Below are 23204 nucleotides of genomic sequence, written 5' to 3'. Positions count from 1 at the left end.
CTGATGTTCCAATGGTCAAAAAAGGTAGTGAAATCCGTCACTTTCAATCCAGAAATTGGTGATGAGAGCTTGTTAGCACAGGTAGAAAGTTACTTGGAGGCACAGCCAGAAAAGACTTTCAGTGACCTCTGTAAAGAGGCTCTTTGGCAAGCTTTATGTGTACCGGACTCTGTACGACCTTCTCCGAATACAGCAGCATCGCAAATGGAACAAAAACTCGGTGAGTTGCAACGTCAAATAGCTGGACTTGAGGAACGTTTTTTTGCTAAGGAATCTAATCGTTTGCAGGTGATGGAAAGCCAGATATTCCAACTTAGTCAACAAGTTGCACAACTGGCTATCATGGTCAATCAAGCAGCGTCTATTCAGCCTGCAACTTCATCAGTGCCAACGGTGGAGGTAGTTAATGAACCTGCTCCTGCTCCCGATCCCACTCCCCAAGAGGTTGACCCTGTAATCAGTCGCCTGAGTTCTTTGGTTGACGATTTCTAAGGAAAAAGCCGGTTATCAATTGATAATTGATAATTGATAATTGACAATTGACAATTGTTTTATTCAACGTTTAAAATATCTCATTTCAAGGGGAAAAAAGCAAAAAATTCCGCTTTTTCAATCCTCTCCCTTCAAGGGAGAGGTAATTGTCAATTGTTCATTATTGAATAAGCGTTTTTACAAAAAAGATCGGGAAGTGTGAGAAGTTTATCCGTTATACCCAGAGTTTTTTCGGAATTTCTGGGTGTAATCTTTTTTTAAGGAGGCAGGAAGGAGGCAGAAGGTAAATAGGGCTTGCTGAATAAATGTAAAACCCAGATAGAACAAAGGTTACAGGCTGATAAAGAGGAAAAAAGTGCAAGATTTTTCAAGGGTATACCTGAAAAACCGTGCATTTTGGGGATCGCAAACCCAAAAATTTGGGGATGACAGATAGCTGAAACTGTTCCCTGTTCCCTGTTAAGAGTTCCCTGTCTTCACGACAAGACTTTTTCAGCAAACCCTAAATATTTCTCACCAGTCACCAATCACCGATTACCAGTCCCCTGCTATAATTGCCGAGTTTTCCACAAATAGCTGGATAGCAAATTTGTGACGATATGAGCCATTATTGGCACTAACAAGTTGCCACTTAATAGGGCGCTATATGCCAAGATGATACCGATAATAGTTGCCCAAATTACATAAGGCCATTGTTCAGCACCACTAAGGTGTAAAACTCCAAAACAAAGACTGGAGACAATGACCGCTACATGATCTGCTCCTAAAGCGGGTAGCATGACACCGCGAAATAACAATTCTTCACTTAAACCCGGTAATAATCCTAACCAGAGCAAGTCTGGTAAAGCTAACGGTTTAATTACCATTTCTAAGTAATAATCTGCGCTTTTACGATAGGGAGGAGAAAAGCGATAAGCTAAACCACTAAAAATAGTGATGAATAAACCCAACCCCAAACCCCAAAATAAATCTTTGGGTTCCCAGTACAACTTAAAAAGGGCAACGTTACCAAAGCGCAACCATAACTTGGCGACTATCCATAAAATAATCGCTGTTGCGCCCATAGCTACCAGGACTTGGGTGCGTGAGAGTTCAGGAATTTCTGGTTCTTGCTTTTGTTGTTCAACCACAGGCGTTTAAATAATGAGGACTGGACTGGGGACTGGGGACTGGGGATACTATTTTGGATTTTGGATTTTGGATTGTTTCTGTCAACTTCAATCTAAAATCTAAAATCTAAAATCTAAAATTATTCTGCCTTTTGCCTTTTCCTTATTCCCTAACTAATGAGTAAGGATTAATACCTGCTTTGTTGGCGACTAAGACACCGACTGCTTCTAAATATGAGTTTACCTTTATGGATTTGATTCCTAACGCTGGAGCAGGAACTTGTATTAAAGTTTTATTTTCTGTAACAGTTATTATTTGGCATTGTTTTTGGCTTAAACCTAGTAAGGTGCTACTCCCACAGGCGTTTGCAGGTACTATAACGGCATCTACTTGATCTGCCCAAATGTCTGCTTGTAAAGAATTGATAAATTCTCTGTTGACGATAAACTGAGGGGCGCGACTTAAACCGACAAGGACGCATGGTAAAAAAGTATATCCTATTTCTTCGGCGGCGGAACGGGGTGATAAATGGGGATCGGGGGGTGCTGGTGCTAGGGCGGGTGCATGGGCGCAAGGTATTTTAAAGGTTCTCACTAATAAATGGCTAATTACTGCTTCTGCTCCTGCTAGGGGGTCTACTCCTTTCCCATGACGGTAATTTTGCGTTGCTTGTTCATCTATGTTATCTGGAAAACGGGCTACTACTGCGATCGCTTCTGCTTTCTCTTTTTTAATCAATTTTTCTGCTGCTCGCAATAAACTGTCTGGGTTGCCTATTGTTCCCCAACTTGCACCGGATGAAGATATGCGTAATTCTACGTCTAATGGAGCATCTGTAATTACATGATTTGTAAGATTTAATCCTAGTGTGGCTCTGGCTGCGTCTGCGGTTTGCAGGTGTCGCAGCATTAATTCTGGTTCTATTCCCTGGTCTAAAAGTAAACCTACTCGGTTACTATGCACGGGTCTTAAACCCCATTCCCCAGCGGCAAATTTATCTAAACCATATCCTTCTACATAGAAGGCGTTGGGAATATTCCAGTATAAACTTGCACCGTTGAGGACGTTGGGATGGGTAATCAGGCGATCGCATACCTGTGATATAACTCTAGCTACTGGTAATGCGTCACCTGCATAACCGCCAATGTCCGCACCTATGCCGGTAGGTATAATTAAAATCGCTGTATATGGGCGTTGCATCATGGCAGTATTAATTATGTTTCGCGCAAAGGCACAAAGGAGCAAAGTTGCTAATTTTGAATTTTTAATTTCTTGTAAGTATTCAGATGTAGCACCTGTAGATATCCAGATCCCCGACTTCTGCGATCAATTCACAGTTTATTGACACGATCATAAAAGAAGTCGGGGATATTATCACTCTATTCCTGAATGCTGACAATTTTTTTCATGCTCATTCAGCAACGCTTTAATCTTTATTATTCAGGGTTTGCTGTGGTGACAACTGCTTCTACTGTGGCTTTTTCCTGTTCTGTATCTACGGAAGTAACCGCCCAGCGCAGGGGTTCACCTTGTTTTTTCAGTTCCGCTTCAATAACTTTTTGTAATTCTGTAGGTGTTTCTTGCAGGTCAATTTCAGCAGTAATAAAATGAGTGGTCATGATGGTAAAATATAGGGTTTTGGTTATTTATAGAATACAGCTATTTTTGGGTAATTGGTGATTGGTGATTGGTAAACATTTATTACTTATCCTATCACCCATCACCCATTAACCAGTTGACTAACTTTTACCAAATTGCTTTTGATAAACTACTTCTTCTTTGTCTGTTTCGATCTTTAAATCAGAAAGAGGTTTAGCTACACAAAGTAAAGCATAACCTTCTTTTTGCAATTCTGGACTTACACCCATTCCCTCAGATTGATCTACGCTTCCTTCTGTGATCAAAGCAGCACAAGTTGTACAAACTCCAGCATGACAGGAAGCTGGTAACTCTAAACCTGCTGTTTCTGCAACAGCTAAGACGGTTTCATTTTCAGGAACTTGCAATTTATAAATTGTGCCTTGGTGGTTAATTTCGACGGCGTAAGTTTTGGTCATATTTAAAAGTAGAGTCTTTCAACTGATAAATTACTTATTTTATCTCATAAGATGCAAATTTCACAATGGTTACTTTTAACTACAAATTTTGCTATTTATGAATCCTGATTCATGAATGTTTACTAAAGATTATCATTTCACTGCCTACAACTGGACTACGTGCAATTAATTTATTTTCAGCATCAACAAGTTGTAAATGTGTAAAATCTAGTTCTTGAGAGCGTTTTAATATATCCGCTGCTAATTGTTGCTGTTGTGATGGTTCTAAGGTGTACCAGTTATCACTAATTGTTATGGTTAAGTCGCTGGTGCGAAAATTAGCTTGGATTGATTTTATCAGATTAATAGCAATATTTTCATCTTCTTTGGTTTGTACGGTGATAACGGTAATTTCCGCAAGTTGCTGTTCTATTGCTGCTATTAAAGCTTGTTCTGGTGTTAATTGTACTGGTTCTGGTTCTGGTTCGGGTGTGGGTGTGGTTTCTGGGATAGGTTCGGGTGTGGGTTCGGGTGTAGGTTCTGGTGTAGGTTCGGGGGTAGGTTCTGGTGTAGGTTCGGGTGTGGGTTCTGATGTGGTAACTTCTGCAACTAGAGGAATATCTGGGGGAATGGTTGCTACTTGAGTAGGTTTAGGAGTCAAAAAAGTTGCTGTAACCCCGACTATCACCACTGCACAAATGGCGAAAATTGCGGTTAGAGTGGAATCTGATACATTATTAGCAACTTTTGATGGCAAAAACAAGCGGAATGTTTGTAAAAATTTATCCCATGTTAATAAAACCCGTGCTAAAAGATTAGGTTTTTTTTCAGTTGTTGGAGGTGCTTCTGTTTCTAGTTTGACTACTGTATTTTCTAAAATTCCTATTGTTCCTCGGAGAAATTGAATTATTGCTATTTTCCAAATAGGTTGATTTTTTGGATCAGGTTGTGAAGCAGGTGGAGTGTTTTGTGGTTTTCTGGGTTTGCGTTTTCTATCTTGTGACATATAATTGATATTGACTTGTTGATTTATTGATTTATAAATATGAAACGTCGGAAATTTTTGGTTTTAGGTGGTTTGAGTGGGTTGGTTTCGGGTTTGTTTGCTGGTAAGTTTGTGGATAAAAATATTAAAAATCCTGTTTTAGAAACTGCTATAGCTGCAAATTCTCAACCAAAAGATTTATTATTGAGGTTTGTGTCGGTTGCGGATACGGGAACGGGTGCTAAAGGACAGTATACTGTTGCTAGGGCGATGAATTTTTATCATCAAAAAAATCCTTATGATTTAGTTATTTTAGCTGGTGATAATATTTATAACAATGGGGAAATTGAGAAAATAGGGGTAGTTTTTGAACGTCCTTATCAACCTTTGTTGAAAAAAGGTGTGAAATTTTATGCTTGTTTAGGTAATCACGATATTAGAACTGATAATGGTTTTGCACAGGTAAATTATCCTGGTTTCAATATGAAAGGAAGGTACTATACATTTATCAGGGATAATGTACAGTTTTTTGGTTTAGATACTAACGGGAATGCTGATTGGAAAAATCAGCTAATTTGGTTAGAGAAAGAATTGAGTTTGAGTAAAGCTGCTTGGAAGATTGTATTTGGACATCATCCGATTTATGCTTCTGGTGTTTATGGGAGTAATCCTAATTTTATCAAAGTGTTTACTCCTTTATTTCAAAAGTATGGGGTGCAGCTTTATATTAATGGTCATGAACATCATTATGAACGCACTCGGTCTATTAATGGTACAACTTATTTAATTTGTGGTGCGGGTGCGGGAAATCGTCCTGTGGGTCGTTCTGAGTGGACTGAATATTCTACAAGTAATTTAAGTTTTGCTGCTTATGATGTGTATGCAGATAAAATTGAGGTGAGTGGTATTGGTACTAATAATCGTGTTTTTGATAAAGGTTTGATTAGGGTTAAAGGTGTTTGATAATAATTGTTTGAATGAGGATTTTCAGGATGTGATTTTGTCTGAATCAGGATATCCAGGATTTTAGGATTAACAGGATGTAATTTTGTTAGAATCAGGATGTCCAGGATTTAAGGATTAACAAGATCAGAACGCAGATAAACGCAGATTCTCTGAATCAGGATATCCAGGATTTTAGGATTTTCAGGATGTTTGATTTGAGGAAATGTTATAAGTATTAACCAGCAATTAAGTTATCAATATCTTTTACCAGTAATTTTTCAACTAATTCCTCTAACATTTGTGGAGAAATTACTAAGTTAAATCTACCTTCTCGCCAGTATATGATAATTTTACAAGGCGCACTATTGGGGTTTTTACTCAGTAAAGCAGAGACAAAAACTGATGTATCTAAAATTACTAAAGGTATTGGTGAATCAAATTTTTGAAAAGACATTATAATAAATCCGATTCATTTAATTTTGCTGATATTTTTCCACTTGCGACATAAAATTTTTGCCAAACTTCCTCTTCGCAGTCGTTGGATAAAGCTAAAACTTCGCTGATGGTTTCTGCAATAATTTCTTTAGCTTGTTGTTTATAATTTACTGGTGGTTTTTCTTGATTATTTAATCCCAGTTGTTGAATTAACTGCTGTAATAACCATTGTTTATCTTCAATGGAGTAATTTTGTAATATTTGTTCAATTTCAATAATCTTAGGTGATGGCATAAGATTTTTATCAGGAAAGTTTAGTTAGTTTTATTATAGCAAATGGTTGGGTAAAACGGAATTGAGATCATTAATATTGACTAATATCCTACAACTAAAGGATAAGTAAATTGCTCAATTATGGGTTATAGCGTGTTCCTGTAGGTTTGTAAATTTGATTATTGATTTTATCAATTTGTCTGAATCAGGATGTCCAAGATTTAAGGATTTTCAGGATCAGAACGCAGATAAACGCAGATTGTCTGAATCAGGATGTCCAGGATTTAAGGATTTTCAGGATGTTTAATTGATTAATTACTACTAAATTCTGATAGTCTGTTTTAACAGACTTTCGCTATGAGACTGGGAATTAATTCCCAGTCGGTGATTTTGTCTGAATCAGGATATCCAGGATTTAAGAATTTACTGTTGTGGGTTACGCCCTCACTAACTCACCCTACTATACTTATAGTAATCTGTAAATTATTGCTCCTGTGGATTTATCGTTGGTAATTTCCATGAGTCCATCAGTACAAATATTTTCTAAAATTGAGCGCACTTCTGAAGTAGGTTGACCAAGTTCAATCACTGCATCAGTGAGTGATATGCTACCACCTTTACTTTGAGCTAACTTTAAAAGGGTGACAACATCATTTTTGGTTGAAGGTGCAGGTTTGATTTGTCCTTGGGGAAACTGTTGTTGTGGTAGTTGAATATTAGAAGGATGATAACCTGATTCTGGTATTTGTCCGGTGACTTGTCCACCAAGGTTAACTACAACAGTTTGCGTGTTTGATTGATTATTGTTTTGATTACCACCACGTAAGGCCAGATATTTCAAGTTTTTTTCATCCACCATTCCCGGAATAATTAACAAATCTGCAAATTGGCCAAATCCAAGTAATCCCCATGTAAAAAGATAAATCAAGCCTGATAGTGGTTTCCCACAGTAAAAACGATGAATTCCTGCGAATCCAATGAAACACAGTGACCACAATAAATAAGCAGTACCTTTGTTAATCATTATTAATACCATTAGTTTATTTGCTCATACTTAATATTATATTTATCTCTTTTGTATATGTGGTATCATATAGTGAGTAATTTGACGGTGTAATATAGTAGCAAATAGTGTGCTATAGTGTTTCTGCCTATTAAAATTGTTAAAAATATTTACTTTTAGTGCTAATAAGTGGTTTTTAGTGTCTAGACTAAGTAAAATTTAAAAAATTACTCAATTCACATAATGATATATGAACATCAAAGAATTATCAAAATGGGCTGATGATCAAGTTTTTTATCAAACGGGAAACCGTCTTAGTTCATTGCAAAAGTCTATATTAGAAGGTGTTTTACAATCTCAAGATTTTTGTGAAATTAAAGATAATAATGGATATAGTTATGATCATATAAAAAGAGAAGGTGCAAAATTATGGAAACTTCTATCTGAGATTTTTAAAGAAGATATTAAACAAAGTAATGTTCGTTCTATTTTAGAGAATCAAGCTACATCTACTATTTACAATTATGGTAATTCTTCACAAATTATTAGTAGTAATATTAATAGTCATATAAATATCTGTAAAGAAAACTCCCAATATTTAGAAGATATACAAAATCAATCATCTTATTCTCAAAACCAAACTCCCAGAATTGACTTATCAAAAGCACCAGAATTAAACTATAAATATGGACGCACTTCAGAAATTGCTACTCTCAAACAATGGATATTAGAAAATCACACTAGATTAATCACAATCTACGGATTAAGTGGAATTGGTAAAACCGCATTAACCCTGAAATTAATCTCAGAAATTACCACACAATTTGATTATATTATTTATCGCAGTCTTGATAATCTTCCTAAACTGATAAATCTGAAAAACGACCTTCAACAATTCCTTTCTCAATCACAAAACCCATTACCTGAAATCCTAGATTATTTGAAATCATCTCGTTGTTTAATTATCCTTGATGATGTAGAGAATATTTTTCAATTTGGTAATTTAGCAGGTCAATATTTAACAGAATACAAAGATTATAGTAGATTTTTTCAACAAATTGCTACCTCACATCATGAAAGTTGTGTAATTTTAATCAGTTGTGAAAAACCCGCAGCTATCGAAACTTTAGAAAGTGAAAACCAACATACAAAAACATTACATCTGCAAGGTTTAGGAGAAGATGCTAAAGCAATATTGAAAGAAAAAGATTTAAAAGATGATGATAAATGGGATGAACTAATCAAACTTTATCAAGGTCATCCTTGTTGGTTAAATATTATCACATTAGCTATTAAAGAATTATTTAATGGTCAAGTTTCCCAATTTTTAATAGATGAAGATGAGGTATTTTTAGGAGATATAGAAGCACTGTTAGAAAATCATTTAGAACGTTTATCAGATTTAGAAAAGCAGGTAATTAACTGGTTTGCAATGCTGGATGAACCCATAGATATTTCTCAAAAACTTGCTGAGTTAGAATTATCCAATGCTAGATTTTTGAAAGTTTTACAGTCTTTAAATCGTCGGTGTTTGGTGGAAAAAGTGTTAATAGAAGAGAAAGTAAAATTTCAGGTAAATTCTTTAGTCAGGATATATCTCAATAATTAATATTATGGTTGATTGAAAAGATTTTATTATCTGAATCAGGATGTCCAGGATTAAAGGATTAACAGGATTTTCATTTGAAAGTTAACATATATGAATTTATATTCTATTGATTATCATATTTCTATAATCAATTTTTACCTTTTCTATACCATCCATAAATAACCAACAGATAATAAATAAACAACATCCTATAAATCCTCAAATCCTGGACATCCTGATTCAGACAAACACAAATTTCACCACCTACAAAAAATCATCAAACAACATCCTGAAAATCATCAAATCCTGGACATCCTGATTCTGATAAAATTCAAATTATCTCAACAAGCAACAAAATTACATAAATTTGATATTTATAAAACCCGTCAAGTATTCAGGAATTAGTAGGGGTTTAGTAATGCTAAACCCGTACATAATTCAGGATATTATCTATTCCACAAATTTAGGACGATTTTGTTGATTTAACTTGAGCTTTTGCTCTAAAACTTCCCAGTTTTCCTCTTCTATCAGATTAATAAATGTGTCGAGGTTTTGACGATATTGATGTAGTGAATTTATTAATGCTTGACGATTATATTGTGCCATCATCACCCCTAATTCTGGATTTCCTGCACCAACGCGGCTGGTATCTCGAAATCCTGAACTAGCAAGGTTTTGAGCTAATTGCAAAATTTCTGGATCGGTTTCACCCAAACAAGCAGCTATCAAAGAGGCGCTAACCATTACAGGTAAATGGGAAATCCAACTCACAGCCCGGTCGTGTTTTTCTGGTTGACAATGGTAGATAATAGAACCGAGCGATCGCACAATTTCCTCTAAAACAGTAATGGCAGTAGTTGGCGTTGTCTCTATTGGTGTGAGTACATAAGGCCGATTCACAAATAAATTGCGCTGTGCGGCCTCTATACCCACATCAGTGTTTCCCGCCATAGGATGACCGCCAATAAAATTATTCCATAGAGGAGAAATTGCATTGACTATAGGTGCTTTTACTGAACCTACATCAGTCACAATAGTAGTCTCAGGCAAATGAGCAACCAACTGTTCAACTTGAGGCACAATCAGTCCTATAGGAGTACAAATAAACACAACTTCAGCACTAGCTAACAAACTCAAATCAATTGATGCTTGATCGACACTGCCAATATCAACAGCTTGTTGACAGGTTGATTCACGACGGCTAACTCCTAAAACATAATGTCCTTGAGAACGTAAATCAAAACCTAATGAACCCCCTATCAGTCCCAGTCCTAAAATACCAATTTTCATTTTTGCCTTTAACAACTAAACTTTGAAATATTATCTGTATTTCTGACTCCTGCTATAACTAAGAAAATTATATGGAGAAGAAAAATGAGCAATTTTTTTAATAAAATGATGGGTAGAACTCGCTATGTAGTTTGTCGTCTATTTGTGCATTTAGCAGGCAGTGAAGTAGCACCAATTTTAGGAGTTTTAAACCGCGCCGCCAGAGAAGCAATTGAAGCTGACGGTGATTTAGAAGTTTTGGGCGAAGAATTAGTAGAAATTTGTGAAACTTTGCTCAGATATGATGAATACTGGCTTTCATCAGCTAATGAAGGAGATGTTTTTTGGAATGAAGGAGAAGCGGGAGATTATGTCAATGAATTATTTACCGACTGCGCCCAAAGATACGGCGCTGAATTTGATTTAGGTTCTTCCTCTAGTTACGATCAACCTTTATCTATTCCTGTCACCCGCAACATTGTGATTATGCTAACAGTGGCATTTGAAGGAGAAGTACCAGAATTAGAAACAGACCTTTCCAACATTGCAGCCTTACAAGAAGGGTTAAAAGCATTAATCAACTTACAGCAAAAACGTAAATTCCGCGCTATCCAAGTGCATTTTTCACCAGCCCAACTAGGAGACGAACTCACAAACGATCAATTGTTGCAGTATTTTCCAGAATTGATCCCATTGTAACTTGTTGTTAGTCTTTAGTTATCACACCTAACATCGGCAATGAGTAAGTATTCAGGAGTCAGCCAGGGGTTTTAAAATTATAGGTTGAAGCTGATAGCTGATAGCTGATTACTGATAGCTTAATGCTTACTGCAATGATAACTAACACATAAGGACAATTATCTAATGATCAGGACTATAATGCGTAAACTAACAATTTTTTGTTTAGCACTAAGTTTGTGCTTGACAAGTGTCGCCTGTGGGGGAGGAAACCAAACTACCTCTTCTCCTCAAAGTGGTAGCCAAAGTACCAGCCAAAGTGCAACCCCCACCAAATTGAATGATGGACAGTATCAAGTACAACAAGCCACTTATAATGATGCCAATGGGGAGTATACCCTGTTCTTACTGGGTAGTCAGCCGCCAACCTTTGCTACAGAAAAATTACAAATGGCAAGGCTGACAGAGGAAGAAATCAAAGAGGGCAAAAAAAGTTACTTGAAGGTAGAAAATGGTCAGCCAGCCTTATATCTGACAGAAGACTTTAAAATTGAGTACGTTCACAACGTCACTGAAACCAAAACCAACCCTGCAACAGGACAAACAGAAACCGTAATTGTACGTAGAGAATCTAACTTCTGGACACCTTTTGCAGGGGCTGTAGCTGGTAACTTAGCAGGTCAAGCTATTGGTAGTCTGTTATTTAGACCTCAATATTATGTACCTCCCGTTTATCAGCCCGGTGGAATTATGACCGGTTATGGTGGATATGGTTCTAGCTATGATGCAGCAGTTTCCAGCTATCGTTCACGGTATAATGAACCACCCGCATCTGTAAGAAATCGTACAGCTTTCCGCACTACAGGTTCAATTAGATCCTCTGGTGGATCTACTTCTACAACGAACCGTACAAATACCAGCGGTCGGGCTACTGGTTCAGGTTTTGGTAGCAGTAACCTCCGTCCTTCTGGTAATTCCAGTTCTACTCGCCGTAATTCTGGTAGTAGTTTTGGTAGTGGCAGCCGTTCTTCAGGCCGTCGTTCTTCTGGTTTTGGTAGCAGAAGAAGATAATTTATAGGAGGCAGGGAGCAGGGAGCAGGGAGCAGGGAGCAGGGGGAAGTTAATAACCCAATGCCCAATGCCCAATGCCCTGTCACCTGTCACCTATTAAACGGTTGCCAAAGCAGGTTGTGGCCAACGTCCCATAGCTTTACCAATAACTGCTAATTCTGACATCAGTTGATCAAACCTGTCTGGGGTTAAAGATTGGGGTCCGTCAGATAAAGCTTTGGCTGGGTTGGGGTGAACTTCTATCATTAAAGAATCTGTACCAGCGGCGATCGCTGCCATTGCCATTGCAGGTACAAACTCAGACCAACCTACACCATGACTAGGATCAATCATAATCGGCAGGTGAGTGAGTTTTCTTAATACCGGCACAACGGACAAATCTAAAGTATTGCGCGTATACTGACGATCAAAAGTTCTAATTCCCCGTTCACACAAAATCACATTCGGATTACCAGCAGCTAAAATGTACTCAGCGGCCATTAACCAATCTTCAATAGTCGCCGCCATTCCGCGTTTTAAAAGAACTGGTTTAGATTGCGCCCCTACTTGTTTTAAGAGGGAGAAATTTTGCATATTTCTCGCCCCTACCTGAATCACATCAGCAACTTCGGCGATTTTTTCCAAATCTCCAGCGTCCATCACTTCAGTAATAATTCCTAGTCCACTGACTTCCCGCGCCTTAGCTAATAATTCTAAAGCACTTTCACCGTGACCTTGGAAAGCATAAGGAGAAGTCCGGGGTTTGTATGCACCACCACGGAGGAACTTAGCACCAGCAGCCTTAACCCGCTTTGCTGTTTCCACAATCATGGTTTCATTTTCCACCGAACATGGTCCAGCAACCACAACTAAAGGATGATGTTCACCAAAAATTACAGGACCATCGGGAGTATTTACCACCACCTCAGAAGCTTCACCGTGGCGAAATTGACGACTAGCGCGTTTATAGGGTACTTCCACCCTTAATACTTGTTCGATCCATTGACTGAGTTCTTGAATTTGCAGGGGATCTAAATCCGCCGTTTCACCTACTAAACCTATTACTACCTTATGTTTACCAATGATTTTTTCTGGTGTTAAACCCCAGTCAGCTAATTCTTGAGTTAAACGATCTATTTCTGACTGTGGGGAGCCGACTTTCATTACAACAATCATTTTAAAATCCCTGTATTTTTGAGTAAACTTTGAGTCAAATATTTACCGAGTCAGGAATGTTGATTTAATTTTTGGCTACTGGAATTACTAAATAATTAAGCGAGAAGATATATAAAAAATGTAGCGTCAGGTACTTTATCTGCATATTGGGTATAAATCAGATAAAATTCATTCCCTAATTTACCCAATATGGCAGTTATCTCAAGATACCTGATCGCCGTTGATCAGACGTTCTTTTTGCGTGTTTCTCGCCAACCTTCGACCATTCTGCCCCAATTGGTACTAAATTCACCGAAACCTAGTAAAGTACCAGGTCTTTCTACATCCCAAGAGGCGGAAAATACACCGTAGGTTATGCCTAAAACTCCTAATCCAAATAATCCCATGTTCACCAATAATACTGCGATGGGAGGTAATTGGATATGAGCGTAACTGACCAACAAATAGCTGACCACCAGAGTAGTAATACCTAAAGCTGTAGGTATCCCACAAAATGCAGCGACTCTGCGGATCATCCGCTGGCTGACCACTTCAGGAATCGCCATTTCCTCTTTCGTGTAAGGTGGTTGCTTTGGCGACTTTTGATTAGATTCCTGTGTTTTTACTATCGGTTGAGTTTTAGTTTTTACAGGTTTTTGACGCTTTTTATTTGGCTCAAAAGGTAAATTACTGCGTTCTGATCCTTCAGCAGACATAAGCAATAATTCCTAACCACGAATGCCCAGGCGAGAAATCAAAGCCTGATACTTTTCCCGGTCGTTTTTGAGAACATAAGCTAAAAGACGCTTGCGCTGTCCGATCATCTTTAATAGTCCTCGGCGGGAGGAGTGATCTTTTTTGTTAGCTTGCAGGTGTTGGCTGAGGCGGTTAATACGATCAGTCAACATAGCGATTTGGACATCCGCAGATCCGGTATCGGTTTCGTGTACTTGGAAGCCAGAGATGATTTCTTGTTTGCGCTGTTGCGTAAGAGCCATGATTGATTAAACTTCGATTTTTGCTAAATGTATGCAGCAGTCTCTTATAATATCACAGCAATCAAAATCTGTGGTAATTTTAGGTGATTGGTGACTGGTTATTGGTGATAGGGTTATTTACCTCCCCATCTTCCCCCTGTTCCCTACCCATGACTTTCGTTCTGTTTTGCGTAAGTCATGAAGTATTTAATCGAACTGAATATTAGTTATTTTCTTGCATACTTCTCACAATTTTTGTCACCAGCTTTCGAGGGAAAAATCTGACACTTTTTGCCAATACTTGATTTAAAATTCCAGGAATAACTATTGTTTGACCACGCATTAAGGCATCATATCCAATCAAAGCCACAGTTTCCGCATCCATCATTTTTTGACCCTTCACCAGCTTAGAATCTGCCATTCCTGTGCGTTCATGAAACGCAGATACAGTTGAACCTGGACACAAAACTGTTACCGTTACACCTGTACCTTCTAACTCATTAGCAATAGCTTCTGAAAAGGATAAAACATAAGCTTTAGTGGCAAAATAAACCGCCATTAAAGGACCAGGTTGAAAAGCAGCAGCAGAGGCAACATTTAATATTTTACCTTTACCTTGCTTAACCATATTTTTGAGAAATAACTTAGTTAAATGAGTTAAACAAACTAAATTTACCTGCAACATTTCTAATTCATGATTCAAGCTAGTTTCATTAAAGAAACCATAAGTACCAAATCCGGCATTATTCACAATTACATCAACTTGAATATTATCTTGTTGCAATTCTGTGAAAATTTCTTGGGGAGCAGTAGGGATAGATAAATCCTTGACAATAATTTTAACAGGAATATTAAATTTCTCTTTGAAATCAATATCGATTTCTAAAAGTTTGATTTCGTTTCTATCTACTAGGACTAGATTGTAATTCTCAGAGGCAAATATACAGGCTAATTGGTAGCCAATTCCACTTGCTGCTCCAGTAATCAGAGCAGTTTCTTTACATTGTAATTGACCTTTGATGTTCATATTATAAACTGATATTCTTCACATAAAATTATGAGATTTTTAGGTGGGATATACCCACCTTAACCACCTTACAATTATGCAAGAGTGAGGAAACCTGTTTGCATTAAATAGGAAGTGTAAGTGATTAATAATTGTGAGTCAATTTGCGGACAAGCAATAGAACTACCTTTCAATGCTTCCAGGGTTTTTTCACAGCTAATAATTGGTCTTCTTGCTTGCAAATACAAATCAGGAATGGTGATTTGTTCATCAGACCAACGCTCTAATAAAAATGGTTTCAGGGTGTATAATGGATTCTCTTGATCAGTGACATTATTGATTAATTCATTTTGCCATTGTTCGTAGGAAATCATTTCTAATTTAAAGCCAAAGGTGCGTATCCATTCCACCAATGATTTTAAAGAAGCGGGTTGGGGATGTTGCAAATGGAAAGCTTGTCCAAGAGATTTTTCCTGTCTAGATAAGTAAACTACTGCTTTACTTACATAGTCTACAGGGGACATATCCAACATATAATCTACATCAGGAAAAGACCCCATTTGTAGACAACCTTTAATCATTAAATTGATAAAATCATGGGTGTTACAAATCCCAGTTTGACTATCTCCAGCAATTAAAGGTGGTCTGTAGATTGTAATCGGCAATCCTCTGTCACCAGCAATTTTAACTAACTTTTCAGCTACCCATTTTGTTTGGGAATAACCTAAGAAAATACCTTGCCAATCATCAAATCTATCTTGTTCTTTAACCACCTTACCAGCGTAAGCGGTAGATTCAAAAACAGCAACGCTAGAAACGTAATGTACAGGTTTAACTTTGGTTTTACAAGCTAACCTTAAAACTTCCTGAGTTCCTAATACATTAGCTGCTTTTAATGCTGAATAAGGATAAACGTAATTCAGCAAAGCACCACTATGATAAATGGTGTCAATATTAGCAGCTAAATTTTCAAATTGTTCAGCACCAATACCTAAAAGTGGTAGTGATAAATCACCAACAATAGGAATTAAACGATCACTATACTGATCATCCCAAATTGCATACTGTTGGAGATTTTTAATTAATTTGCTCTTAGCTTCAGCAACATCAGCACCGCGTACCAAACAATAAATAGTTGCTGGGGTTTCTGCTAGAAGTTCCTTGATAATAAACGCCCCTAAATAACCAGTTCCCCCTGTTAAAAAGATGTTTTTAGGATTGGTAATATCAACGGTATTCTTACCCACTGGTTGAATAGTGGGATCTAGTACCACTTCCGCACCTAAATCTAAAAATGGTACAGGAATATTGACATTATTAACAGTACCATTAGCTGAATTTTCTAACTGGGCATTTTCGGGATTTTCTTCCGATAAACGTTGAGAAAGTGCAGCGATGGTAGGATAATGCCACAGTAAAACCGGAGAGGGTTTAAAACCTAGTAAATTTTCTAATTTACTAATAATAATCATAGCTTGGGCAGAATCCAAACCATAATTTTCTAGATGTTCTTGAACGTCAATTTCTTCTGGTGTTGTTCCTAAGACTTCTGCTAAGTTGGCAACCATGAAATCTTGAATTTGAGCAGCACTATAAGTAGTTGTTAAACTCATTTTTACATCTCCAATGTAGAGTTAACGGGTTGATATTGACTGTAAAAACTGGGAAGTTGCAAACCTTGGAATTTTAGGTTTTGAATACGATATAAAAAGGCAGTTCCTAACATAATGTGATGGGCAACATCAACAACGTGACGGTTTTCTGGTGCTGCTAAATAAGAACCTTTTACCCAGTCGTTAAAACTGCCCATTGCAGGACCGCACCAAATTTGATAATCTACTTCTCGACCTTTTTCACCACTACTAGACCAGCGAGAAGATAAACCTAAATACCAACGGAAAATTAAAGCCATTTTTAATTTAGGATTATTTACAGCTTTACCTAATTTTTCAGGGTTTTTCTGAGATAAATAAGCGGCTGTACCTTCCCAAACTTCGGCGATAGTTTTACGGAAGATTTGTTTTTCTAATTTCTCTCTTTCTGCTTGGGGAATTTCTTCAATTGAGTCATAAGCGCGGTATAATTCATATAGTTTTTGCGCCCGCATGGGAAACATTGTTCCCCGTTTTAAGACTTGTAATTTGACTCCCATTTCAAACATATCGGCGGCTGGTGCCATCATCATATCTGCCATTTCTGCTTGTGCTAATAACTTTTTGGTGTATTCACAAGCTCCTGATTCGATGCAAGATTGATTGATAGAACCAGTGACGATATAAGCCGCACCCATCATAAATGCTGCTAGGGCGGATTCTGGTGTACCAATACCTCCTGCTACTCCCACTCTAATGGGTTTTTCGTAATTATATTTAGCTTGAATTTCGTCCCGTAAACTAATAATTGAAGGTAGTAAACATACGAGGGGACGATTATCTGTATGACCGCCAGAATCAGCTTCTACGGTAATATCATCAGCCATTGAAACTTTGCTGGCTAAATTTGCTTGCAGTTCGGTAATTAATCCTTGGGTAAGCAATTCTTTAACCATTCTTTCTGGGGGTGGCTGCATAAATTTGGTAGCAACTTCCCGCCGAGAAATTTTAGCAATGACTTTATTTTTGATTTCAATTTGATGATTAGAATTTAAACTTAATCCAGCAATGCGATAATAAACAATGTTAGGAGTTAAGTCTAAAAATGCCGATGCTTCGACGATGGTAACGCCATATTTTAAGTATAATTCTACAGCGCGGCTTTCTATTGCTGGTTCGTTGGGACTGTGAATTAAATTAAAAGCATAAGGTCCATTGGGTAGAGCAGTTTGGATGTTTTTAATGGCTGTTTCTAGGCGTTCTGGAGGTAAACCACCTGCACCAAATGAACCTAAAAGTTGTTGTTTTCCTAGTGCAATGACCATTTCTTCAGATGCTATTCCTCCAGCCATTGCACCAGTCATGTAGGCATATTTTACATTATAGGTGGAGAGGAAAGAGCGATCGCCAAATTGTTGCAGTTCTAATGCTGGTAATGATATTAATAGTTCTGCTTGTTCGGATGCACCATTGTTAGCAGGTGTTAAATATCCGTCGTTGGTTACGCCGATGTTACCTGCTATTTTGACTATATGACAGGGTTTTTCTAGGGTGAGAAGTTTTTGTTTGATGGCGTTTTGTTCAAAGGCAATATAATCTAATGAACCTCTCCAAGTTTGGGTTTGATGTTGGGAAATGTGGGAGAAGGTAAGTCCGTTGTTGGGTTTGTTGAGTACCGTATTAAATGTTGTCACGGTAGTTATTTCCTCAAGTTCTCAAGGTTTGTAGCTATGTTTATGGTTTATAAACCGCAAAGTTCGCAAAGTTCGCAAAGGTAAGAAGGGAAAAGATGTAAAGGGTTTTTTGTGGTTCTATTTCTTTGCGTTCTTTGTGGTTCGTTTTATTGATTATTTTTCCTGTTGCAGTAAGTTTTGAGCGCAAGCTAATTGTAGTTTGATGATTTCGCTCATTTGTTGGCTGAAGTCTTTTCTAGCTTCTAAAAAGCTGGTGTGTGCTTTTGTTAATTTGGAGTTGTTGTTGGTCAGTTTTTGATACTGCGCTATTTTTAAATCGTTCATGTGAATTTTACGAAGTAGTTTTTTAGGTTTGGGTTTTTGAGTGCTGGTTAGTTCAGAAGATTTTAATTCTTCTTGGGGTTGGAAACGGTTATCTATGAGCGTTTTTACTTCCGGTTTTTCTGGTTGTGGATAAATGTCTTGGGGTTGAATTTGATAGGATAGTTTGAGAGAGTTAATGATTTTATACTCTCGGTAATTAGTGTGTGATTCTGGATTTTGCTGTGTATCTTTTTGGAACAGTTGGCGGTTTTCTGCTTTCAATATTTCGGCTGTGATGGAGTTACCACCAAGGGTTACTTTTCTCCAGGTTGCTTTGTTGATTTTAGTGGTAGCTAAGGAAAGATTATACAGAGGAGAAATATCTAATTTAACTCCATGACTGAGCAGTTTTGCTAATGCTTTGACTATTGATGTATGGTCATCTAAGCCACGACGATTTAAGGATACGGTAATATGTTCTTGGTTACTGAGAATTTTATCTATCCACCGTGAACAAATGCCACCAGCACCAGCTTCAATAAATACTTTTGCACCGTCTTGGTAAACACGATTTACTAAGCGAGGAAAGTCTAATTGTTGACATAATCCTTTGGCGATATTATGGGCAATTACTTCACTTTCTAAAGTAATTGGTTGATATTCTGCCGCAGAATAACAGATAACTCCGGGAATTTTTTGTGCGGGTAAGTTGTTGAGCTTGAATAGTTCTGGGTATTCTGACTGCATCGCTGGAGCGTGAATAACGTGGTCAAAAGGTGCAGGAAAAGCGTTACATCCTAGTTTTTTGATCACTCGTTCACACGCTGCTGGTTCACCGGCAATTAATACTTCTTCTGGTGTATTAATTTGGCTGAGGTAGACACGGTTTTCACCTTTTAAAACTTCTCTGACTTGGGCAGGAGTGGACATTAAAACGTAGTTACTCCACAAATTATTATCATGATTTGTAGAATTTTTTGGTAGTCCCCAATACTCTCTGACTGCATTTTTTTGTCCTGATAATCTATCCCCAAATAATGATGATGAATTGAAGGTGTTACTGCCTTGATAAAAGTTACTCCAAACGCCTTGGGCAACCATCATACTGGTTTCACCTAAGCTGTACCCAAAGATGTATTTGGGTTTAACTTTGAAGTCTTCACTAATAATTGTGGTGATGAATCTGGTAAAGAGCATTTCTGCTTCAAACATTGCCAAAGAATCATCTAACAATTTCTTTTCTAATGTTTCTAATTCTCTGGTAGTTAGTTTCTTTAAACTCCTGGGAAATACTAATTTCTCTACATCTGCTGCCCGTTTGTACAAACTTTTAACAATTACGTCGTCAAAGGCTTTAGGAAATAGTCGGAATAATGTCCGTCCAATACCGACATAAGTGTTAACAGCCGCAGGATAAACAAAAGCAATTTCGCTATTTTTTCCTAATGGTTTGGGTGTAAAATAACTGCCTATTGGTGTTACCCAATCTTTACCATTTATAAAGGCATTGGTTACACCTTTTTTAGCAGAATTGATTTCTTTAAGTAGTTCTTTTTGGTTGCGTCCGGTGATGGATAAGGTATAATTGGCGTTAGTTTGTTGTTGAAAATTGATAAATGTTTGACTGGCTGCGGTTTTCAAACATTCAGCATTGGCAATGGTTTTTTCTAGGTTATTTAACGCAGTTAATAAGCTAGTTTCATCATTTCCATTGATGGGGAAAAGATGATAGGGACGTGATTCTAAATATCTGCTATTGCGTTCTTCTTGTTGAGTTTCTTCTGATAAAATCACGTGAGCAAAAGAACCGTCACAACCGATACTATTAATAGCAGAAATTCTGCACTTGACCTCTTTTTGTAAAAACCAAGGTCTGGACTCGGTAGCGATATAAAAGGGGCTTTCTTCCCATACTTGCGGTGTTTTTACACCTGACCAGTTGGGGGTTGCTGGTATATATTTATAGTACAGGCTGAGGGCAGTTTTGATTAAACTGGCCATACCGGAAGCGACAAAAGTATGACCAATGTTAGCTTTGACGCTACCAATGGCGCAGTGTAAACCATCTCCCACCGAGGGATAAGCCTGTAACATTCCTTGAATTTCAGCTTCATCCTCTTGGGGTATGCCACTACCGCAGACTTCTAAGTAGTTGACCTCTTGGGGTTGAATGTCGGCTTGTTTAAATGCTTGTTTGCAGACTTGTTCAATGGTATCTGCATCTATAGCCATTGAATGAGATTGACTAATACTTAAACCATCAATTACTGCATAGATGCGTTGATTATTTTGCAAAGCTGTATCATGTCGTTGCAAAACTACCGCACCTGCACCTTCTCCCACATTCCAACCGTCTGCATTTTGATCAAAACTGAGGGTATTTATGCCTGTATTTAGCTTACCAAATTGATTTTTGAGTAAGACATTTTCTACACCTCCTGCTAAGTCAACAGCACCAACAACTACTGCTTCAACTTCGTTAGTTGCTAATAGCATTTCTGCTAATTCTAAAGCTTTAAATGTGGCAGTTTCTACCGCGCTAATAGTGAAGGATGGACCAGAGAAATTCCACAAAGAAGAAACTCGACTGGCCATAATATTGCCGACATAACTGAGATATTCGCCAATATCAACTTGATGGTGAAGACTATCTTTAACTATGTTTTCTAATTGGGTGATTTTTTCTGGTAGTAAGGCAATTTCCGCAGCATTCAAACCATCTTTTAATTGCCAAGCAGAATTCCACCTTTGTTGTAGTTGGTGTACAGATAATTCTGTATCGGCGGCGATAATGACAGCGACATTACTATTAGGTTGAATGTTACTATCTTTGAGGGCGCGATCGCACACTTTTAATAATAAAGTTTGCTGCGGGTTGATTTTTTCAACTTCGTTGGGTGGAATTTTGTAAGCTAATGTGTCAAGTTCAAAATCTTGAATGTATGCACCATTGGGTGCTGTTCCTGTTTCTAAACCGTAACCTTGCAATAATTTTTCTTGTTCATTAATCCCGTGCCATCTTTTTTCAGGTAAGGGAATAAAATGCTGTTTTCCGTCGTAAATACTGCCCTCAAAAGCATCTAAACCATCACATTCCCCAAAAAAGGCATCCATGCCAATAATTGCCATTTTCGCTGCCATTTTTGCGTTCATTCTTTCTTGATTATTCATTATCTGACTTTCCCCTACTCAAGAATTATGTTCAAGAATTATGTTCAAGAATTAAATGAGAGTTTGTTCCACCAAATCCAAATGCACTTAAAGCTACACGCTTAGTTTCTTTACTCGCCCAAGGTGTGGCGTTTCTGACTATGTTTTGAGGCGATATCACATTATTTTCAGAACCCATCGGATCACTGACATTAATAGTTGCAGGGATAACGTTATGAGACATTCCTAAAATCGTTTTTGTTATCCCCACCATGCCAGCAGCAACGAGTAAATGACCGACATTATTTTTAGTTGAACCTACTAAGGGTTTGGCATTTTTCGCGCCAAAAAATCCTTCAATAGAGTTAGATTCGGTGGTATCTCCTAAGAGAGTGCCGGTTGCGTGACACTCTAAATAATCTATTTCTTGGGGGTTAAGTTTTGCTTCGTCATAAGCTCTTTGATAGGCAGTCATTTGCCCTTGAGCATTAGGACTTAAAAGATGTTTACCCTTGCCATCATTAGATAAACCATTACCGCAGATTGTTGCTAGAATTTTGTCACCATCTCTGACAGCATCACTATATCTTTTGAGCATTACCATCCCAATACCTTCGGAGGTAATTAAACCCCGTGATGACTTATCAAGAGGGCGACTAATGCCATTTTCTGGATATCCTTGAATACCCGAAAATAACATTCTTAAAAACAACGGATCTGAACAACTAATAGCACCAGCTAACATTAAATCTGCTTTACCTGATTGCAGATAATGGGATGCTAATTTAATGGCATAAAATGATGATGAACAGGCAGCATCTATACAGAAATGAGTTCCAGAAAGATTGAAAGCACGGGAAATTATGGCAGCAGGTAAACCGGAAACCATCGCATTATAGGGGGATGCTTTGGCTGCGGTTAATGTACCACCTAAACGGAAATCTTTTTCCTGTAAAAGTTCACTAATTGCTGGTTGTATTGTTTGCTGATAAATAGGGGCAAACAATTGATTTGATGCTTTAGTTGGTAAAGCAAGAGTACCTAAAATTACGCCACATTCAGAGAGTGCAGATTCATTTCCCCAATAGCCACTGTTAATAATTGCTTGTTTAGCTGCATACAGTGACCATTTAAAAGTATTGTCCAGACTTTGGACAAATTCCCCAGGTAAATTATATTCTTTGGGGTTAAAGTCAAAGTTGCGGATAAATCCACCTTTTAAAAAGTAGAATTTTTCCGGTTTGCCTTTGGTTGTATCGTAGAATATGCTAGGATCTAAACCTAATTCGGTTACGCTAATATCAGAAGTTGAGTCTTTTTCTGCGCTGAGATTCTGCCAAAATTGCTCAGGATTGTTTGCGTCTGGAAAGAGGCAGGATAATCCGATAATGGCTATTTTTTCCACTTTTGAAATCCTCGTTGGGGTATGAGGGGAAAGAGTAAGTTTTTCACGCAGAGGCGCA

22 protein-coding genes are annotated in these 23204 nt (G+C 37.7%); 5 read left to right on the top strand and 17 right to left on the bottom strand.

The genetic code is table 11. The annotated features are described in order from the left end of the window. The first annotated feature begins 3 nt into the window (after window positions 1-3). Entirely contained in the window at window positions 4-492 is a 489-nt protein-coding gene (gene fcmC, locus K2F26_RS05755) for a filament morphology membrane protein FcmC (protein WP_220610700.1), read from the top strand. 548 nt (window positions 493-1040) lie between these two features. Here fcmC and K2F26_RS05750 read toward each other — a convergent pair. The 5 genes from K2F26_RS05750 to K2F26_RS05730 form a co-directional block, all read right to left on the bottom strand. Continuing rightward, complete coding sequence (locus K2F26_RS05750; RefSeq protein ID WP_220610699.1) at window positions 1041-1622, bottom strand: CPBP family intramembrane glutamic endopeptidase; 582 nt, start codon at window positions 1620-1622, stop codon at window positions 1041-1043. A gap of 142 nt (window positions 1623-1764) precedes the next feature. Further along, window positions 1765-2802 carry a DUF3326 domain-containing protein gene (locus K2F26_RS05745; protein ID WP_220611799.1) on the bottom strand — a complete coding sequence of 346 codons (1038 nt, stop codon included), beginning with the start codon at window positions 2800-2802 and terminating at the stop codon, window positions 1765-1767. A 236-nt stretch (window positions 2803-3038) separates the two neighbouring features. Continuing rightward, window positions 3039-3221 (bottom strand): DUF8621 family protein, encoded by a 183-nt coding sequence (locus K2F26_RS05740; protein ID WP_220610698.1) that lies wholly within the window; start codon window positions 3219-3221, stop codon window positions 3039-3041. A gap of 120 nt (window positions 3222-3341) precedes the next feature. Beyond that, the gene (locus K2F26_RS05735; RefSeq protein WP_194054965.1) at window positions 3342-3659 is read right to left on the bottom strand and encodes a 2Fe-2S iron-sulfur cluster-binding protein; all 318 of its coding nucleotides are present in this window, start codon (window positions 3657-3659) and stop codon (window positions 3342-3344) included. 109 nt (window positions 3660-3768) lie between these two features. Next, complete coding sequence (locus K2F26_RS05730) at window positions 3769-4644, bottom strand: hypothetical protein (protein WP_220610697.1); 876 nt, start codon at window positions 4642-4644, stop codon at window positions 3769-3771. Between the two features lie 39 nt (window positions 4645-4683). On the opposite strand from K2F26_RS05730, the gene K2F26_RS05725 reads away from it, so the two are divergent. Next, the gene (locus K2F26_RS05725) at window positions 4684-5586 is read left to right on the top strand and encodes a metallophosphoesterase family protein (RefSeq protein ID WP_437441047.1); all 903 of its coding nucleotides are present in this window, start codon (window positions 4684-4686) and stop codon (window positions 5584-5586) included. 217 nt (window positions 5587-5803) lie between these two features. On the opposite strand, the gene K2F26_RS05720 is transcribed toward K2F26_RS05725, so the two are convergent. The 3 genes from K2F26_RS05720 to K2F26_RS05710 form a co-directional block, all read right to left on the bottom strand. Next, window positions 5804-6022 (bottom strand): PIN domain-containing protein, encoded by a 219-nt coding sequence (locus K2F26_RS05720; RefSeq protein WP_220610696.1) that lies wholly within the window; start codon window positions 6020-6022, stop codon window positions 5804-5806. Then, on the bottom strand, window positions 6022-6297 hold the full coding sequence (locus tag K2F26_RS05715) for a hypothetical protein (RefSeq protein WP_194054969.1): 276 nt from the start codon (window positions 6295-6297) through the stop codon (window positions 6022-6024). Before K2F26_RS05715 ends, K2F26_RS05720 begins: the two co-directional genes overlap by 1 nt. Window positions 6298-6742: 445 nt before the next feature. Beyond that, entirely contained in the window at window positions 6743-7312 is a 570-nt protein-coding gene (locus tag K2F26_RS05710; protein ID WP_220610695.1) for a TM2 domain-containing protein, read from the bottom strand. Between the two features lie 217 nt (window positions 7313-7529). On the opposite strand from K2F26_RS05710, the gene K2F26_RS05705 reads away from it, so the two are divergent. Then, window positions 7530-8888, top strand: a complete 1359-nt coding sequence (locus K2F26_RS05705) for a helix-turn-helix domain-containing protein (RefSeq protein WP_220610694.1) — start codon at window positions 7530-7532, stop codon at window positions 8886-8888. 429 nt (window positions 8889-9317) lie between these two features. Here K2F26_RS05705 and K2F26_RS05700 read toward each other — a convergent pair whose 3' ends face one another. After that, entirely contained in the window at window positions 9318-10157 is an 840-nt protein-coding gene (locus K2F26_RS05700) for a prephenate/arogenate dehydrogenase (protein ID WP_220610693.1), read from the bottom strand. Window positions 10158-10241: 84 nt separating this feature from the next. Here K2F26_RS05700 and K2F26_RS05695 point away from each other — a divergent pair, with 84 nt between their 5' ends. Both K2F26_RS05695 and K2F26_RS05690 read left to right on the top strand, forming a co-directional pair. Then, window positions 10242-10835: a DUF1517 domain-containing protein gene (locus K2F26_RS05695; RefSeq protein ID WP_220610692.1), complete on the top strand. Its 594-nt coding sequence runs from the start codon at window positions 10242-10244 to the stop codon at window positions 10833-10835. A gap of 165 nt (window positions 10836-11000) precedes the next feature. Then, entirely contained in the window at window positions 11001-11885 is an 885-nt protein-coding gene (locus tag K2F26_RS05690; RefSeq protein WP_220610691.1) for a hypothetical protein, read from the top strand. Between the two features lie 96 nt (window positions 11886-11981). On the opposite strand, the gene aroF is transcribed toward K2F26_RS05690, so the two are convergent. The 8 genes from aroF to K2F26_RS05650 form a co-directional block, all read right to left on the bottom strand. Next, complete coding sequence (gene aroF, locus K2F26_RS05685; RefSeq protein ID WP_220610690.1) at window positions 11982-13040, bottom strand: 3-deoxy-7-phosphoheptulonate synthase; 1059 nt, start codon at window positions 13038-13040, stop codon at window positions 11982-11984. Window positions 13041-13264: 224 nt separating this feature from the next. Next, entirely contained in the window at window positions 13265-13735 is a 471-nt protein-coding gene (locus K2F26_RS05680; protein WP_220610689.1) for a PAM68 family protein, read from the bottom strand. A gap of 12 nt (window positions 13736-13747) precedes the next feature. After that, on the bottom strand, window positions 13748-14017 hold the full coding sequence (gene rpsO / locus K2F26_RS05675; RefSeq protein WP_220610688.1) for a 30S ribosomal protein S15: 270 nt from the start codon (window positions 14015-14017) through the stop codon (window positions 13748-13750). Window positions 14018-14219: 202 nt separating this feature from the next. Further along, window positions 14220-15023 (bottom strand): SDR family NAD(P)-dependent oxidoreductase, encoded by an 804-nt coding sequence (locus tag K2F26_RS05670; RefSeq protein WP_220610687.1) that lies wholly within the window; start codon window positions 15021-15023, stop codon window positions 14220-14222. A 74-nt stretch (window positions 15024-15097) separates the two neighbouring features. Beyond that, complete coding sequence (locus K2F26_RS05665) at window positions 15098-16615, bottom strand: thioester reductase domain-containing protein (protein ID WP_220610686.1); 1518 nt, start codon at window positions 16613-16615, stop codon at window positions 15098-15100. A 2-nt stretch (window positions 16616-16617) separates the two neighbouring features. Continuing rightward, the gene (locus K2F26_RS05660; RefSeq protein WP_220610685.1) at window positions 16618-18288 is read right to left on the bottom strand and encodes a PfaD family polyunsaturated fatty acid/polyketide biosynthesis protein; all 1671 of its coding nucleotides are present in this window, start codon (window positions 18286-18288) and stop codon (window positions 16618-16620) included. 153 nt (window positions 18289-18441) lie between these two features. Continuing rightward, window positions 18442-21762 (bottom strand): PfaB family protein, encoded by a 3321-nt coding sequence (locus K2F26_RS05655; RefSeq protein WP_220610684.1) that lies wholly within the window; start codon window positions 21760-21762, stop codon window positions 18442-18444. 31 nt (window positions 21763-21793) lie between these two features. Further along, on the bottom strand, window positions 21794-23146 hold the full coding sequence (locus tag K2F26_RS05650; RefSeq protein ID WP_220610683.1) for a beta-ketoacyl [acyl carrier protein] synthase domain-containing protein: 1353 nt from the start codon (window positions 23144-23146) through the stop codon (window positions 21794-21796). Window positions 23147-23204 lie beyond the last annotated feature (58 nt).

The sequence above is a fragment of the Sphaerospermopsis torques-reginae ITEP-024 genome (assembly GCF_019598945.1).
In the GTDB taxonomy this organism is placed as follows: Bacteria; Cyanobacteriota; Cyanobacteriia; order Cyanobacteriales; family Nostocaceae; genus Sphaerospermopsis.
Note: the sequence above shows the minus strand (reverse complement) of the source record. Positions and strands in the feature narration are given on the sequence as shown.

Coding starts and splice junctions, on each gene's coding strand:
- fcmC (WP_220610700.1), top strand. CDS start 4: ATGTTCCAATGGTCAAAAAAGGTAGTGAAATCCGTCACTTTCAATCCA.
- K2F26_RS05745 (WP_220611799.1), bottom strand. CDS start 2,802: ATGCAACGCCCATATACAGCGATTTTAATTATACCTACCGGCATAGGT.
- K2F26_RS05740 (WP_220610698.1), bottom strand. CDS start 3,221: ATGACCACTCATTTTATTACTGCTGAAATTGACCTGCAAGAAACACCT.
- K2F26_RS05735 (WP_194054965.1), bottom strand. CDS start 3,659: ATGACCAAAACTTACGCCGTCGAAATTAACCACCAAGGCACAATTTAT.
- K2F26_RS05730 (WP_220610697.1), bottom strand. CDS start 4,644: ATGTCACAAGATAGAAAACGCAAACCCAGAAAACCACAAAACACTCCA.
- K2F26_RS05725 (WP_437441047.1), top strand. CDS start 4,684: ATGAAACGTCGGAAATTTTTGGTTTTAGGTGGTTTGAGTGGGTTGGTT.
- K2F26_RS05720 (WP_220610696.1), bottom strand. CDS start 6,022: ATGTCTTTTCAAAAATTTGATTCACCAATACCTTTAGTAATTTTAGAT.
- K2F26_RS05715 (WP_194054969.1), bottom strand. CDS start 6,297: ATGCCATCACCTAAGATTATTGAAATTGAACAAATATTACAAAATTAC.
- K2F26_RS05710 (WP_220610695.1), bottom strand. CDS start 7,312: ATGGTATTAATAATGATTAACAAAGGTACTGCTTATTTATTGTGGTCA.
- K2F26_RS05705 (WP_220610694.1), top strand. CDS start 7,530: ATGAACATCAAAGAATTATCAAAATGGGCTGATGATCAAGTTTTTTAT.
- K2F26_RS05700 (WP_220610693.1), bottom strand. CDS start 10,157: ATGAAAATTGGTATTTTAGGACTGGGACTGATAGGGGGTTCATTAGGT.
- K2F26_RS05695 (WP_220610692.1), top strand. CDS start 10,242: ATGAGCAATTTTTTTAATAAAATGATGGGTAGAACTCGCTATGTAGTT.
- K2F26_RS05690 (WP_220610691.1), top strand. CDS start 11,001: ATGATCAGGACTATAATGCGTAAACTAACAATTTTTTGTTTAGCACTA.
- aroF (WP_220610690.1), bottom strand. CDS start 13,040: ATGATTGTTGTAATGAAAGTCGGCTCCCCACAGTCAGAAATAGATCGT.
- K2F26_RS05680 (WP_220610689.1), bottom strand. CDS start 13,735: ATGTCTGCTGAAGGATCAGAACGCAGTAATTTACCTTTTGAGCCAAAT.
- rpsO (WP_220610688.1), bottom strand. CDS start 14,017: ATGGCTCTTACGCAACAGCGCAAACAAGAAATCATCTCTGGCTTCCAA.
- K2F26_RS05670 (WP_220610687.1), bottom strand. CDS start 15,023: ATGAACATCAAAGGTCAATTACAATGTAAAGAAACTGCTCTGATTACT.
- K2F26_RS05665 (WP_220610686.1), bottom strand. CDS start 16,615: ATGAGTTTAACAACTACTTATAGTGCTGCTCAAATTCAAGATTTCATG.
- K2F26_RS05655 (WP_220610684.1), bottom strand. CDS start 21,762: ATGAATAATCAAGAAAGAATGAACGCAAAAATGGCAGCGAAAATGGCA.